Consider the following 14,907-nt stretch of genomic DNA (forward strand, 5'->3'; position numbering starts at 1 on the left):
GGGCTTGATTCATCTAGTCACTTTTCTCTGCTTTACCGGCCATTTCCGCCAGTCGCTGATAGCGCTGATTGGCGGCTTCCGTTGCATCGTGCCAAAGCTGCGTAGCCGTTTCCGGATCACGGGTTTGCAACTGACGGAAACGCTGCTCGTTCATCAATGCCTCTTCCAGCACAGAGGTTGGCGGACGAGAATCCAGCGCCAGTGCCGCTTTACCTTGTTCTGCACGACGAGGGTCATAGCGATACAGCGGCCAGAATCCACTGGTGGTTAACAATCGCATCTGCTCATGACTGTAAGCCAGGTCGTAGCCGTGTTCTTCACACGGGCTGTAGGCAATGATCAGCGAAGGTCCAGGCCACGCTTCCGCTTCCTGAATCGCTTTCACGGTTTGATTCAACTGCGCACCCAGCGAGATTTGCGCCACATACACGTGCCCGTACAACAAAGTCGCCATGCCCAGGTCTTTACGTGCTTTACGTTTTCCGTGCTCGCCAAATTTCGTGACTGCACCCAGCGGGGTGGCTTTGGACGCCTGCCCGCCGGTATTGGAATAGCACTGGGTGTCGAGCACCAGCACGTTGACGTTCTCATTCATGCTCATGACATGATCCAGCCCGCCGTAGCCAATATCATAGGCCCAACCGTCCCCGCCAATCAGCCAAACGGACTTCTCTACCATCGCATCAGCCACGTCATGCAATGCATCAGCATCTGGCTCTGAAGCCGTTTTCAGCCGCTCGCGCAGTTCGGCGATGTGTTGCCGTCGCTGCGATGTGGTGACGTTGTCACCTTTAAGCGCTTCGACTAGCGAAGGTGGTAACTGTGACGCGTACTGCTCCAGCAGGCGCAGCGCACGCTGCTTCTGCTGATCAACACTTAAGCGGAAGCCAAGACCAAATTCGGCATTGTCTTCAAACAGCGAGTTGGCCCACGCCGGGCCCCGGCCCTCGGCATTGGTGGTGTAAGGCGTGGAAGGAAGATTCCCGCTATAAATTGATGAGCAGCCAGTGGCATTGGCAATTAACAGCCGATCGCCATACAGCTGCGTCAACAATTTGATATACGGCGTTTCTCCACAGCCGGAACAGGCACCGGAATACTCAAACAGCGGGGTGATCAGTTGCGAAGTGCGGATATCAATCCGCTCCAGCTGCTCCGCCGTGATTTCCGGCAGGGCAAGAAACGCATCGTAATTGACTTTTTCGGTCTCAACATGCTCAAGGCGAGACCGCATATTGATGGCTTTTATATCGGGATCTTGTCGATCGCTGGCCGGGCAGACTTCCACGCAGAGATTACAGCCGGTGCAATCTTCAGGTGCCACCTGCAACACATACTTCTGGCCGCGCATATCACGCGATTTGACGTCCAGTGAAGCAAGCGAGTCGGGAGCGGATTGCAACGCCTCGGGCATCACGACTTTGGCGCGAATCGCCGAATGCGGGCAGGCCGCGACGCAATGGTTGCATTGAGTGCACAGGTCCGGTTGCCAGATCGGAATCGCTTCCGCGATGTTGCGTTTTTCCCACTGAGTCGTGCCAACGGGCCAGGTACCATCCGGCGGCAGCGCCGATACCGGCAATTTATCTCCCAGTCCAGCCAGCATCGCCGCAGTCACGGTTTGACGAAATCGGGCGCGCTGTCGGATACCACCGGTGGACGGTGCGGACTGCGCTGGTCAACTGGCTGCAGCGGCACCGCTTCCAGTGCCTGCTGGGCCATCGCCAGTGCTTGCCAGTTGCGCTGCACCAGCGCTTCGCCTTTGCTGCTGTAACTGCGGGATATGGCATTTTGCAGCGCTGTCAGCGCACTATCGCCAGGCAAAATCTGCGTCAACTGGAAGAAAGCCATTTGCATCACGGTATTAATGCGTGCACCTAACTGGCATTCGCGCGCGATACGCGCTGCGTTGATGACATAAAACCGCACCCGTTTATCATTGAGCTGGCTCTGCACTTCCTGCGGCAACCGTGACCAGACTTCATCGGCGGCGTAAGGCGTGTTCAGCAGAAAAATGCCGCCCGGTTTCAACGGGTCAAGCATCGAATATTTATCGATAAATTGCAGCTGATGACAGCCAATAAAATCAGCCTGTTGCACCAGATACGCCGACTGGATGGGATGTTCACTAACGCGCAGATGGGAAACGGTCAGGCCGCCGGCTTTTTTCGAGTCATAGACGAAATAGCCCTGCACGTGCCACGGCGTGGCATTGCCGATGATTTTGAGGTTATTTTTACTGGCGCTGACGCTGCCATCACTGCCGAGTCCATAAAACAGCGCTTCCAGCCGAGCCCGGTTCGGCACGATATTCGCTTCCATTGGCAGCGATAAGTGCGTGACATCATCGTAAATACCCACGGTAAAACGCGCGGGCGGTTGATCGCGCAGCAGAGCGCGGAATACGGCTAGCACGGCATCTGGCGCAAACTCTTTTGAGGATAAACCGTAACGCCCGCCGATCACTTTCGGCAGCGTGGCGCGTTCGCCACGGCTGAACGCTTCTGCCAGCGCGGTCATCACATCGAGAAACAGCGGTTCACCGAGCGCGCCCGGCTCTTTAGTGCGGTCCAGCACAGCAATGCGCGTTGCCGACAGCGGAATGGCGCTGAGCAAGTGTGCAGCAGAAAACGGCCGATACAGTCGTACTTTTACCAGGCCCACTTTCTCGCCACGCTGCAACATGGCATCAATGGCTTCTTCCGCTGTGCCGCAGCCGGACCCCATCATCACAATCACCCGCTCAGCCTGCGGATGGCCATAAAACTCAAACGGACGATAATGACGGCCAGTATCGGCACCGAATGCCGCCATCGCATCTTCAACGTGCCCGGTGCAGGCGTCATACCAGCGGTTAGTGGCTTCGCGTGACTGGAAATAGGTATCAGGGTTAGCGGAAGTCCCGCGAATTGTCGGGCGATCCGGCGTTAACGCACGCGCCCGATGGCCTGCGATCGCTGCCGCGGGCATCAGCGCATGCAGGGTTTCATCGCTGATGGGCACGATCTTATTGATTTCATGTGAGGTCCGGAAACCGTCGAAGAAATGAATAAACGGCACACGGCTATTGAGTGAGGCCATTTGCGAAATCAGCGCAAAATCCTGCGCTTCCTGCACGCTGGAGGCGCACAACTGTGCGCAGCCCGTCTGGCGTACGGCCATGACATCGGAGTGATCGCCAAAAATCGACAACGCATGTGTGGCGACCGTGCGTGCGGCAACGTGCAGTACAAATGACGTCAGCTGGCCGGCCAGTTTATACAGCGTCGGGATCATCAGCAGCAATCCCTGCGATGAGGTGAACGTGGTGGAGAGGGCGCCAGTTTGCAGCGCGCCATGCACCGTGGCTATCGCACCGCCTTCAGACTGCATCTCAACCACGCGGGGCACATCACCCCAGATATTGCGGCGGCCTTCGCCCGACCAACTGTCGGCCAACTCAGCCATGGTTGAGCTGGGGCGTGATGGGGTAAATGGCGATCACTTCGCTGGTGCGAAATGCGACCGAAGCCACCGCACCGTTGCCGTCGACGGTAATCATAAATCGTCCTTTGCTACGCTGAGAAACCCGAAACTTTACGGGGGTAATGATTCAGTTTAGCAAAGGGTGTGAACCGGACTTTTTCATCTGTGTGGTGGCGGTAGCTGAACGCACTGCCAACTAATATTGCTGATTTTTACATCATTTCCAGTGACTGAACGCCTTTGATTTCCATCACTTTATCGTAAATGGTGTGAATGGGTGCGTGGCGAGACAAGGTGATTTCTACGCTCAGTTCGCACAATCCATTCTCTTCATCGCGATTGACCACCGCGATGTGGCCATAGCGGATATTTTCCTGCTGTAGCACCAGCAACACCAGCGGCACACTTTTCGGTTTCAGGTGCACCATCAGCGTGTGGTGGCGACCAATCAGCCAGTGACTGATGCGACGAAAAGTTTCCAAGACCACCAGCGCCAGCACCGTACCGTAAATGCCGATTTCATACATGCCGCTACCAATCACCAGTCCTATCGCGGCGGTGACCCAGAGTCCGGCCGCGGTGGTTAATCCTTTCACCACCTGTTTCTGAATGATGATCGTGCCGGCACCCAGAAAGCCCATGCCACTCACCACTTGTGCTGCGATACGGCTGGGATCCAGCGCCACATGGTCGCTGTTCAGCATGTCGGAAAAACCATATTTCGACACCAGCATGAACATCGCACTGCCGATCCCCACCAAAATATGAGTGCGCAGCCCGGCCTCTTTGGCCCGCATCTGCCGCTCAAGGCCAATCAAGCCGCCAAGAATTCCGGCAAGTGCAATACGGATGAGCATGTCCGTTAACATGGTTTCTCCTTACGTGTTGATAAAGCACATGGTTTTTCTCAGGAAAGGGCCAGTCAGCCCAATCAGGATAATTCTGCTTGCAAACGACGATAATAAAATTTGTAAAAAGCTGTGTCGCCTATCGACCCCTTCACGCACCTGACATATGCTGGTGGCTCTTTTACGCCCAACTCCCCGGAGCCCGACCGATGAAAGCCGCTACCTTACTGCTGGCCGGTGCAGCGCTGTTACTTTCTGCCTGCAGCAGCAACAGTGATGACGAACCACCGCAACAGGCTACCGCAGCACACGTTCAACCGCATGTCATCATGGCATCCATGGCCGAAGTGAATTGTAATAATGCCGGGGGAACGTTGGCGTTTTCACGTCAACTTGATGGTTCACGTATTGGTATGTGTCAGTTAGCGAACGGTCGCCGCTGCGATGAAAATGCGTTGATGGGTGGACAGTGCGCCCGCTAATGCAGGCGCATTAAACCTTACGCTTTAACCTGATTCGGGCTGGTTTCGCCGCGTTCCAGTTGCTGTAAATTGCTGAGCGTGGTTTCTGAGATCGCCGTCAGGGCTTCGGCTGTCAAAAACGCCTGATGGCCGGTAAACAGCACGTTATGACAGGCCGACAGGCGACGGAAAATATCGTCCTGAATCACATCATTCGATTTATCTTCAAAGAATAGATCGCGCTCGTTTTCATACACGTCCATCCCCAGCGCACCAATCTTCTGCTGCTTTAACGCATCGATGGCTGCCTGCGAATCAATTAAGCCACCGCGACTGGTGTTGATGATCATCACGCCATCTTTCATCTGGCTAAAGGCCTGCGCATTGAGCAGATGATGATTTTCCGGCGTCATCGGGCAATGCAGGGTAATCACATCGGATTCGGCAAACAGGGTTTGCAGATCGACATATTCGGCACCCAGTTCCAGAGCGACCGCGCTTGGGTAGGGATCAAACGCCAGCAACCGCATGCCGAAGCCTTTCAGGATACGCATAGTCGCTACGCCGATTTTACCAGTGCCAATCACGCCTGCCGTTTTGCCATGCATATTGAAGCCGGTCAGGCCTTCCAGCGAGAAGTTGGCATCACGCGTGCGTTGATAGGCGCGATGAATACGTCGGTTGAGCGTCATCATCAACCCCACCGCATGCTCAGCAACGGCTTCTGGCGAGTAAGCCGGTACGCGCACCACCTGCAAACCGAGGGCAGCAGCCGCTTCAAGGTCGACGTTATTAAATCCGGCACAGCGCAGCGCGATGGTTTTCACGCCCAGTGCCGCCAGCTCCTCCAGCACCCCTTTACTGCCATCATCATTGACGAAAATGCACACCGCATCGCAACCCGCTGCATTCTTGGCCGTGGTTTCGCTCAGCAGGAAGTCAAAGAACTGCAGCTCAAATCCATAGCTGGCATTGACATGTTCAAGGTATTTCTGGTCGTAGTGTTTGGTGCTGTAAACCGCAACTTTCATTATTTCGCTCCTGAAAAATGCAACTTCGGTATCATCACAGGATAACGTTTTCTGCGTCATTTTGCTGATCTTCAACCAGGCTATAATGCTAACACCTTCATTTGCCGGGCATAACATGACATCATCTCCGTCAGGATTGCGTAAAGAACAGGATAGTTAGCTGCCATGACGCGGGGCCTCCATCGAACTCTTGCTGCGCTACTGGCGCTGATACTGCTGTTGTTGGGATTACTGCTAACGCTGACGCAATGGTTGCCGCGTCTGGCGGGAATCTGGCTGCCAGAAAATACCCGTGTGGAGCTTAATGGCTCACCACGCTGGCATAACGGCGGCGTGCATTTCCCGGCGGTTCGCTATCTGGCCGGTGATTGCGAACTGGCGAATGTCAAAGATGTGGCGCTGGGTTGGCAGCATAAACGCTGGCAGCTCAGTGCGCAGGCCGTGCAGCTCAACAGTGACTGTTTGCAAGCCCTGCCGCAGAGCGAGTCTGGTGGTGCACCGCGCAGCCTGGCGGAGTGGCAGCAGATGCTGCCGGGCGCTGATATCCATGTGAAACAGTTGAGTATTTTACCCTGGCAGCAGTATGCCGGTGGTTTTGACCTCAACCTCGATAAAAATGTTCAGCAGCTGCACTATCAGGGCGATAACCTCAGCGTCGATGCGCGCCTGCAAGGTCAGCAACTGCAAATCGCACAACTCCAGCTCAGTCATCCTCTGCTACCCAAACCGCTCGATCTGCACGGGGAGTTAACGCTTCCGACATTCGCTAATGGTTTACCGGTTGCCGGGGAACTCAACGGTGATATCAACCTGGTGCAATGGCCGCAGCCGCTGGCGGTGACGCTTAACTGGCAGCAACAGCAGGGCACGCTGGTGGTTAACCAACAGGGTGACGATCAGCCGCTGTTGCAATTGCCGTGGCAGGTCGATGCGCAGCAAATTCGTATTACTCAAGGTCAGTGGCGTTGGCCGCAAGCCGAGCAACCGCTGTCGGGTGGTCTGGCGCTCACGCTGGACAACTGGCAGCAGGGACTAGAAAACACGCAAATCAGCGGACGTTTCAACCTGTTGACACAGGGGCGTGGCGGCAAAGGTAATTTGGTACTCAGCGTCGGGCCGGGCACGCTCAGCCTCACTGACAGCGCATTGCCGTTCCAGCTCACGGGTGATAGCAAGTTTGCCGATCTGCAACTGTTTGGCAGTATGCCGGGCTTACTGCATGGCATGCTGAGCGATCCCCAAATCAGCCTGAAACAGGGCGCGCTGTTGCGCTTGCGCGGCCGTTTACTTTCGACGCTGGAAGTGGATGAAGCCCGTTGGCCGCTGGCGGGTGTGACGCTGGCTTCACGGGGTATCAACGGACGATTGCAGGCGATTCTAAAGGCCCACGATCCCAGCTTTGGCCGATTCACGCTGCATCTTGATGGCCGCGCCAGCGATTTCTGGCCGGACAGCGGACGCTGGAACTGGCGTTACTGGGGCGACGGCGAGATGCAACCCCTGAACGCCAAATGGGATGTTAAAGGAACTGGCAGCTGGCAAGACACGCTGATTAGCCTCGACACACTTAACACCGGTTTTGATCAGCTGGCTTACGGCATGGTGCAAGTGGATAAACCGCGCCTGACGCTTACTGCTCCCGTGCGTTGGCAGCGTGATGCCGCTCATCCGGCCTTTAACGGGGGCTTTACGCTCAAGTCTGGCCAGACGCAGTTTAGCTATGGCGGCTGGCTACCGCCTTCAGAACTGAGTTTTGAGGCCAAAGGCAGTGACCCGAGTCGCTTTATCTGGCGTGGGCAATTAACCGCTGAAGATATTGGTCCGGTGCGCGTGCATGGGCGCTGGGATGGTGAACGTCTGCGTGGTGAAGCCTGGTGGCCGGCGCAGTCATTGAGGGTATTTCAGCCATTACTCAGCAGCGATTTAAAGATGCGCATTCAGGCTGGCGAACTGCGCGCGCAGATGGCGTTTTCCGCCGCCAGCGATCAAGGCTTTGAAGCCGGGGGCTTCTGGGCGGTAAAAAATGGCGGCGTGTGGATGCCAGACAGTGAAATCAACGGCATCGACTTCACGTTGCCGTTTCGTCTCAAAGACCATCAATGGCAACTGGGCCGTCGCGGGCCGGTTTCCTTGCGTATCGCCGAGGTCAAAAATCAGTTTGCCCTGCAGAATATCACCGCCGATTTACAAGGCCATTATCCCTGGCACGAGCGCCAACCGCTGACGCTCAGCAACGTCAATCTCGATCTGCTCGGCGGCCATGTCAGCATGCCAGAACTGCGTATGCCACAGCATCAACCTGCACGGGTTTCGCTGCGAGAAATCAATCTCAGCAAACTGATCACCGCCATTAAGCCCAAGCAGTTCGCGATGTCCGGCAAGGTGAACGGTGAGCTGCCGCTGTGGGTGAACAATCCACAATGGCTGATTGAGAAGGGCTGGATTGCCAATAGCGGCCCGTTGACATTCCGCATGGATAAAGACATGGCCGATGCCATCGTCAGTAATAATTTTGCAGCGGGTGCGGCCATGGACTGGCTGCGTTATATGGAGATTTCCCGTTCGTGGGCCACCCTGGATCTGGATAACTTCGGCAATCTCACTATGCAGTCAGAAGTGAAGGGCACCAGCCAGTTTAGTAATCGCCGACAGTCAATCAATCTTAACTATCGACATCAGGAAAACCTGTTCCAGCTATGGCGCAGCTTGCGCTTTGGCGATAATTTGCAATCCTGGGTGGAGCAAAATGCCACCCTGCCATCGAAAAAGGATCCCCAATGAGCCCGAGGGCATTACTGGTGCTGGCAGCATGGCTGCCGCTGGTCGGTTGCGTGCCGCGTATTGAAGTGGCGGCACCGAAAGAGCCGATCACCATCAATATGAACGTGAAGATTGAGCATGAAATCCACATCAAAGTGGATAAAGATGTGGAAGCGCTGCTGAAAAACCAAAGCGGCCTGTTTTGAGGAGCGGCATGATGAAACGCAAAGGGATCGCCCTGATGCTGGCGCTGCTGCTGATACCTTCCGCATGGGCGTTGACACTTGATGAGGCGCGTCAACAGGGGCGCGTGGGTGAAACACTCAGTGGTTTTGTCGCGGCCCGTCAGCAGGATGCGGAAACCCAGGCATTGGTTAAGCGCATTAATGAGGGGCGGACACAACAGTATCAGCGTGTGGCGCAGCAGAATAACCTGACCACCAGTGAAGTGGCGCGGATTGCCGGTGAGAAGCTGGTGAGCCGTGCGGGCAGCGGTGAGTTCGTGCGCGGGATTAACGGCCAGTGGGTCCAGAAGTAAGCTAGCAGGCATAAAAAAGCCGGGCGCTCAGGCCCGGCAATGATGGCATCATACCCATTATTCTCGGGTATTCATCACGTTCTCAATGATTACGCAGCAACAATTTGCTTGATGGCATCTTTCGCGTCGTTAGCCGCTTTGGTTGCCACTTCAGGACCATAAGCAATACCTTCCGCGAACACGAAGTTCACGTCGGTGATGCCGATGAAGCCCAGGAACAATTTCACGTATGGGGTCAACAGATCGGTAGGGGTATCTTTATGGATACCGCCACGGCTGGACAGGATCACAGCACGTTTACCGGTCACCAGACCTTCCGGGCCCGCTTCGGTGTAACGGAAAGTCACGCCAGCACGAGCAATCAGGTCGAAGTAGTTTTTCAACTGGGTTGGGATGTTGAAGTTGTACATCGGTGCAGCGATAACCACGGTGTCATGCGCTTGCAGTTCAGCAATCAGTTCGTCAGACAGTGCCAGGGCTTCCTGCTGACGCGGAGACAGTGGCGCATCGGAAGGACGCAGTGCGCCAACCAGCTCACCATCCAGAACCGGAATCGGCTGAGCAGCCAGATCGCGTACGGTAACTTCGTTACCTTTGGCGCGCGCTTCTTCAGCGTAGAAGTCAGCCAGCTGGTTGGTCTGAGAGTAACCGGCGAGGATGCTTGATTTCAGAACTAAAACTTTGCTCATGGTATTTTCCTGTGCGTGACGCGGTTGGCTTACCGCTCAATGCGTTACACTCTACGGAGTTCCTCCGCGAGGTAAAAGCGCAATATTTCGAGACCTATGTTCGAAATTATTGAATAAGGTCGCACGTCCGGTCAGGTGAGGTTTTCCAGAGTGTGCTATCATGCCGGGCAATAATTGATTGAATCCGCCGGGAAATTTCAGCCGGTATAGAGCGCATTTTGCCAGGCTCGCCGCGACAACAGGTAACGCATCATTATGTCTTCATCCCCATCATCTCCTTTGGCACCGCTCTGGTCGCGGCTCGATAATCTGACGCTGCGCGATCGCCAGCGTTTGCAACGTCGCCTGCACGGCGCGGCTAAAGTCAAAAATCCCGATGCGCAGCAGGGTATTGTGGCGGAGCTTGAGCCTGAATTTGCTGCCGCCGAGCAACGTATTGCCCAACGGCAAGCCGCGACGCCGCGCATCACTTTCCCGGAAAACCTGCCTGTCAGCCAGAAGCAGCAAGAGATTGCTGAGGCGATTCGCGATCATCAGGTGGTGATCGTGGCCGGTGAAACCGGTTCAGGGAAAACCACCCAGCTGCCCAAGATTTGTCTGGCGCTGGGACGCGGTGTGAAAGGGCTGATTGGTCATACGCAGCCGCGCCGCCTGGCCGCGCGCACGGTGGCCAACCGCATTGCCGAAGAGCTGGAGACTTCGCTCGGCGGTACCATCGGTTATAAAGTGCGTTTTAACGATCAGGTCAGCGAAACCACGCAGGTGAAGCTGATGACGGACGGTATTTTGCTGGCGGAAATCCAGCAGGATCGCCAGCTGCTGCAATACGACACCATCATTATTGATGAAGCGCACGAGCGCAGCCTGAACATCGACTTTTTGCTGGGTTATCTGCGTGAGCTGTTGCCGCGCCGCCCGGATCTGAAAGTGATCATCACCTCGGCCACCATCGATCCGCAGCGTTTCTCGCGCCATTTCAACAATGCTCCGGTGATCGAAGTCTCAGGCCGAACGTATCCGGTGGAAGTGCGCTATCGACCGATTGTGGAAGATGCCGATGATACCGATCGCGATCAGCTGCAGGCGATTTTTGATGCGGTGGATGAATTAGGTCAGGAAAGCCGTGGCGATATCCTGATCTTTATGAGCGGCGAACGCGAAATCCGTGACACTGCCGATGCGCTGATGAAGCGCGACATCCCACATACCGACATCTTGCCGCTCTATGCGCGGCTGTCGAACGCCGAGCAGAACCGCGTATTCCAGTCACACAGCGGACGCCGTATCGTGCTGGCCACCAACGTTGCGGAAACCTCGCTGACGGTGCCGGGCATTAAATACGTTATCGATCCCGGCACCGCGCGCATTAGCCGTTACAGCTATCGAACCAAGGTGCAGCGCCTGCCGATTGAACCGGTTTCTCAAGCGTCTGCAAACCAGCGTAAAGGACGCTGCGGACGTGTGTCGGAGGGGATCTGTATTCGGCTCTTTTCCGAAGACGACTTCCTCAACCGCCCCGCGTTTACCGATCCCGAAATTCTGCGTACCAACCTGGCTTCCGTCATTCTGCAAATGACCGCGCTGGGTCTTGGCGATATTGCCGCGTTCCCGTTTGTTGAAGCGCCCGACAAGCGCAACATTCAGGACGGCGTGCGCCTGCTGGAAGAGTTGGGCGCCATTACGCTGAGTGAAGATGAAACCTACAAGCTCACCGGCTCGGGCCGTCAACTGGCGCAGCTGCCGGTGGATCCGCGCCTGGCGCGCATGGTGCTGGAAGCGCAGAAATTTGGCTGTGTGCGTGAAGCGATGATCATCACCGCGGCCTTGTCGATTCAGGACCCGCGCGAACGTCCCAGCGAAAAGCAGCAGGCATCGGATGAAAAACATCGTCGCTTTGCCGATAAAGAGTCGGATTTCCTCTCATTCGTGAACCTGTGGAATTACCTGCAGGAGCAGCAAAAAGCGCTGTCGAGTAATCATTTCCGCCGTCAGTGTAAGACCGATTTCCTCAACTATCTGCGCGTGCGCGAATGGCAGGATATCTACACGCAGCTGCGTCAGGTGGTACGTGAACTGGGCATGCCGGTCAACAGCGAACCAGCGCCGTATCGTGAAGTACACTGCGCATTGCTCACCGGATTGCTGTCGCATATTGGTCAGAAAGATAATGAGAAGCAGGAGTTTACCGGTGCGCGTAACGCCCGCTTCTCCATCTTCCCGGGTTCAGGATTGTTTAAGAAGCCGCCGAAGTGGGCCATCGTGGCAGAACTGGTGGAAACCAGCCGCTTATGGGGCCGCGTGGCCGCGCGTATCGATCCGGAATGGATTGAACCGCTGGCACAGCATCTGATCAAGCGTAGCTACAGCGAACCGCACTGGGAGAAAGCGCAGGGTGCGGTGATGGCCACCGAAAAAGTCACGCTTTACGGGCTGGCGATTGTGCAGGCGCGCAAGGTCAACTACAGCCAGATCGATGCGCAGCTCAGTCGCGAACTGTTTATCCGCCACGCGCTGGTGGAAGGTGACTGGCAAACGCGTCATGCGTTCCTGCGCAACAACCTTAAATTGCGCAGTGAAGTGGAAGATCTCGAACACAAATCGCGTCGTCGCGACATACTGGTTGATGATGAGACGCTGTTTGCCTTCTACGATCGCCGTATTGGTGCGGATGTGGTCTCTGCACGCCACTTTGATAGTTGGTGGAAACAGGCGAGCAAAGAGAATCCTGACCTGCTCAGCTTCGATAAGCAGATGCTGATCAAGGACGGTGCCGATAAAGTCAGCCAACTCGATTACCCCAACTTCTGGCATCAGGGCAACCTGAAGCTGAAACTGAGCTATCAGTTTGAACCCGGTGCCGATGCCGATGGCGTGACGGTCCATATTCCGTTGCCGTTGCTCAATCAGGTTGAAGAGGGTGGTTTCGAGTGGCAAATCCCCGGTGTACGCCGTGAGCTGGTGATTGCATTAATTAAGTCGCTGCCTAAGCCGACGCGCCGTAATCTGGTGCCTGCACCGAACTATGCCGAAGCGTTTCTGGGCCGGGTGAAGGCGATGGAATTGCCGTTATTAGATGCGCTGGAGCGTGAGTTCCGCCGCATGACCGGGGTCACCATTGATCGCGAAGCCTGGCAGTGGGATCAGGTGCCCGATCACCTGAAAATGACCTTCCGCATTGTGGATGAGCACAACCGCAAGCTGCAGGAAGGTAAAGATCTGCATCAGTTGAAGCAGGTATTGAAAGGGAAAGTGCAGGAAACGCTGTCAAAAGTCGCGGATGATGGGCTGGAGCAGAGCGGGCTGCACATCTGGAGCTTTGGCGATCTGCCACAAAGCTATGAACAGAAGCGCGGCAGCTACCAGGTTAAAGCCTGGCCGGCGCTGGTGGACGAGAAAGACAGCGTCGCCATTCGCCTGTTCGACAACGAACTGGAGCAGCAGAAAATGATGTGGCGCGGCCAGCGTCGCTTGCTGTTATTGAATATCCCTTCGCCGATCAAGTATCTGCACGAGAAGCTGCCAAACAAAGCCAAACTCGGCTTGTACTTCAATCCTTACGGCAAAGTGCTGGATCTGATTGATGATTGCATTGCTTGTGGTGTCGACAAGCTGATGGCGGAAGCGGGCGGTCCGGCGTGGCAACAGGATAATTTTGAGCAACTGCGCGATAAAGTGCGTGCTGAACTGAATGAAACGGTGGTGAGCGTGGCAAAGCAGGTCGAGCAGATCCTGACCTGTGTGTTCAATATCAATAAGTTCCTGAAAGGCCGCGTCGATATGACGCTAGCGCTGGCGCTGTCTGATATTAAAAACCAGATGAGCGGTTTGGTGTATCGCGGTTTTGTCACTGGGAATGGCTATCAACATCTGGGCGACACGTTGCGCTATTTGCAGGGTATCGAGCGTCGTCTGGAGAAACTGCCGACCGACCCTTACAGCGACCGTGCGCGCATGCTGAAAGTGCAGGCAACCGAACAGGCGTGGCAAGCATGGCGCAATAAACTGCCACCCCAACGTCAGGATGATGCTGAAGTGCAGGCGATTCGCTGGATGCTGGAGGAGTTGCGGATCAGTTACTTTGCCCAGCAGTTGGGCACCTCTTATCCGATCTCTGACAAGCGTATCTTGCAGGCGATGGAACAGATTGGCTGATTGCACAAATGACAGAGGCGCAATTCATGACTTGCGCCTCTGTAAATGAACATATCGCTAATGACGCGCGCAGCATCCTGGCGCGAAGAAGGTGTGCGATTCAGTGGCGAAATCTTATTTCGCCAGCTCTTCAAGACTGTCTTTAAACGACGTCACCGCGATGGCACGGTTATCCGCACGATAACGATCAGCCGGAGCGGGCGCAGAACTTTGCACCGCAATCAGTTTCCAGCCATCCCCACTTTTCAACAGCAGCGGCGATCCGCTGTCGCCAGGCAATGTATCGCATTGATGCGACAACACTGCACGTTGCGCCCAGCCGGTAATCAGGCAATCACTGTGTGAATAGAGCGTGTCGAGGTGATCAGCGGGATAACCGGCTTGCGTCACTTTACGTTCGGTGGTTTTCAACGCATCGGTTAAATCGCTGCGTGAGCCGTCAAACAGGGGGATTGGCACGATTCCGGACGGCGGGTTATGCAAAATAACCAGCCCATAATCGTAAGGCGCTGCGCCCGGCGGCACGATCCAGCCTTCACCATCGGCTTTCAACCTGTGCGCTAAAGAAGGTTCGACGCGTGCATCGATATCATGAATTTCGTAACGCCAGCCTTTCGCACCTGCCATAAAACGCAGAGCAACCGGCTTATCAAATTTACCGGGTGGCGCTAATAAGCAGTGTCCGGCCGTCAAGGCCAGATGGGCAGAAATCAGGGTGGCGGTGCAGAGGTTACCGCTTTCGGTCTCTAACTGACCAATGGCATCCCAGGGCGCGGCGCTGACATCCGTAATCGCTTTACGGTGATCTTTGCCAAAGAAAAGTGTCTTGATGTCTTCCGGGCTTGGCCCATCTTCGTCATCGGCATGTGCTGCGAGGTTAAAACTGAAAATACCAACAAGTAACAGGGTAGCCAGGCGCATAAATCTCTCAATGGCGAGAATAAGTAGGGGATATTGTTGTCA

Annotated in this window: 9 protein-coding genes and 1 pseudogene; 5 read left to right on the top strand and 5 right to left on the bottom strand. The window is 55.4% G+C overall.

The genetic code is table 11. The annotated features are described in order from the left end of the window. Positions 1–13 precede the first annotated feature (13 nt). Together nifJ and HA45_RS26365 are read right to left on the bottom strand one after the other, a co-directional pair. Positions 14–3,541 (bottom strand): annotated as a pseudogene (gene nifJ / locus HA45_RS26360) (pyruvate:ferredoxin (flavodoxin) oxidoreductase). A 136-nt stretch (positions 3,542–3,677) separates the two neighbouring features. After that, positions 3,678–4,334: an MgtC/SapB family protein gene (locus HA45_RS26365; protein ID WP_100700585.1), complete on the bottom strand. Its 657-nt coding sequence runs from the start codon at positions 4,332–4,334 to the stop codon at positions 3,678–3,680. Positions 4,335–4,522: 188 nt separating this feature from the next. Between HA45_RS26365 and HA45_RS26370 the strand changes: the two genes are divergently transcribed. After that, the gene (locus tag HA45_RS26370; RefSeq protein ID WP_100700584.1) at positions 4,523–4,795 is read left to right on the top strand and encodes a putative hemolysin; all 273 of its coding nucleotides are present in this window, start codon (positions 4,523–4,525) and stop codon (positions 4,793–4,795) included. 17 nt (positions 4,796–4,812) lie between these two features. On the opposite strand, the gene HA45_RS26375 is transcribed toward HA45_RS26370, so the two are convergent. Next, the gene (locus tag HA45_RS26375) at positions 4,813–5,805 is read right to left on the bottom strand and encodes a 2-hydroxyacid dehydrogenase (protein ID WP_100701346.1); all 993 of its coding nucleotides are present in this window, start codon (positions 5,803–5,805) and stop codon (positions 4,813–4,815) included. 165 nt (positions 5,806–5,970) lie between these two features. Between HA45_RS26375 and HA45_RS26380 the strand changes: the two genes are divergently transcribed. Genes HA45_RS26380 through HA45_RS26390 form a run of 3 tightly spaced genes read left to right on the top strand, consistent with a single transcriptional unit; the run spans position 5,971 to position 9,103 of the window. Beyond that, entirely contained in the window at positions 5,971–8,586 is a 2,616-nt protein-coding gene (locus HA45_RS26380) for a YdbH family protein (RefSeq protein WP_100700583.1), read from the top strand. Then, positions 8,583–8,771: a YnbE family lipoprotein gene (locus tag HA45_RS26385; RefSeq protein WP_100700582.1), complete on the top strand. Its 189-nt coding sequence runs from the start codon at positions 8,583–8,585 to the stop codon at positions 8,769–8,771. Before HA45_RS26380 ends, HA45_RS26385 begins: the two co-directional genes overlap by 4 nt. 11 nt (positions 8,772–8,782) lie before the next feature. After that, positions 8,783–9,103 (top strand): YdbL family probable chaperone protein, encoded by a 321-nt coding sequence (locus HA45_RS26390; protein WP_100700581.1) that lies wholly within the window; start codon positions 8,783–8,785, stop codon positions 9,101–9,103. An 89-nt stretch (positions 9,104–9,192) separates the two neighbouring features. On the opposite strand, the gene azoR is transcribed toward HA45_RS26390, so the two are convergent. Further along, complete coding sequence (azoR, locus tag HA45_RS26395) at positions 9,193–9,792, bottom strand: FMN-dependent NADH-azoreductase (RefSeq protein ID WP_100700580.1); 600 nt, start codon at positions 9,790–9,792, stop codon at positions 9,193–9,195. A 255-nt stretch (positions 9,793–10,047) separates the two neighbouring features. Between azoR and hrpA the strand changes: the two genes are divergently transcribed. Continuing rightward, positions 10,048–13,944, top strand: a complete 3,897-nt coding sequence (hrpA, locus tag HA45_RS26400) for an ATP-dependent RNA helicase HrpA (protein ID WP_100700579.1) — start codon at positions 10,048–10,050, stop codon at positions 13,942–13,944. A gap of 114 nt (positions 13,945–14,058) precedes the next feature. On the opposite strand, the gene HA45_RS26405 is transcribed toward hrpA, so the two are convergent. Further along, positions 14,059–14,865 carry a trypsin-like serine peptidase gene (locus tag HA45_RS26405; RefSeq protein ID WP_100700578.1) on the bottom strand — a complete coding sequence of 269 codons (807 nt, stop codon included), beginning with the start codon at positions 14,863–14,865 and terminating at the stop codon, positions 14,059–14,061. Positions 14,866–14,907 lie beyond the last annotated feature (42 nt).

It is taken from the genome of Pantoea rodasii (genome assembly GCF_002095465.1).
GTDB classification, from domain to species: Bacteria; Pseudomonadota; Gammaproteobacteria; order Enterobacterales; family Enterobacteriaceae; genus Pantoea; species Pantoea rodasii.